Source organism: Falsirhodobacter sp. 1013, from assembly GCF_051195255.1.
In the GTDB taxonomy this organism is placed as follows: Bacteria; Pseudomonadota; Alphaproteobacteria; order Rhodobacterales; family Rhodobacteraceae; genus Falsirhodobacter.
In genome coordinates this window covers 1-786 of sequence record NZ_JBNJLK010000051.1, presented here as the reverse complement: position 1 = coordinate 786, position 786 = coordinate 1, and the positions used below count along the sequence as shown (strand labels likewise).

General features: G+C 63.0%; 1 protein-coding gene and 1 pseudogene. Both read right to left on the bottom strand.

Going from position 1 to position 786, the window contains the following annotated elements; all coding sequences use genetic code 11:
• Positions 1-377: hypothetical protein (locus ACSHZY_RS18890; RefSeq protein ID WP_435171767.1), on the bottom strand; the 377-nt coding region annotated here is incomplete at its 3' end.
• Between the two features lie 88 nt (positions 378-465).
• Positions 466-786, bottom strand: a pseudogene (locus ACSHZY_RS18885) (iron-containing alcohol dehydrogenase); the annotation flags it as partial.

The window sequence follows — 786 nt, the reverse complement described above, 5'->3', positions numbered from 1 at the left end:
GCGATGGAGAAAAGCCCCAGCATCATCTGGAACGCGATCAGCGCGTGCACCCGCTCCGGCCCCTCCGGGAAAGCGGCGCAATAGGCCATCAGAAGCGGAATCGCCGGCGTGATCCAGCCCGGAACCACCGGATCACCCAGCAGATGGTGTGCCAGATAAAGGATGCCGTTCAGTATCACGACGGCCAGCGCAACCTCGAACGGCATGCCCAGAAGTTCCACCATTAGTGGAATCGCTGCCAGATCCACGGCACACATCAGCAGGCCCTGGAAGTAATCCGGCCATTCGAAGCGGTAATGCACGAACGGCAGGCGTATCTTGAAAGGTCCGGCAGGCCAGAATGGCTGCTCGGCACCGTCTTCGCGGTGTGTGGTCATTTCTATCTCCCCATCGGGCCTGTTCTGGCCCATCCCTCACGCCTTGCGGCGTCCCCATGACGACCGCCCCTTGGGGCGGTCGAAGCTGTCAGAACGCCTCGGTGTAAAGCGCAAGCGCGCAGGCTTCGGTCACCGGCACCGGATTGTTGCCCAGAAGGCGCGTCTGCTTCATGGCATCTGCGGCCAGCATCGGCAGGCTGTCTTCCGTCACGCCGACGTCGCGCAGACGGCGCGGCGCGTCGGAGCGGTCCATCAACGACTGCATGTGATCGACGAATGCCACCGATCGCGCCTGAACCCCTTCATCTGATGGCCCAAGCAGCACGTCAGCTAGCTCCGCATAAAGCGGTGCCGCCGCCTTCATGTTGAACCGCAGGACCGGCCCCAGCATCAGCGCGTTCGAAAGCCC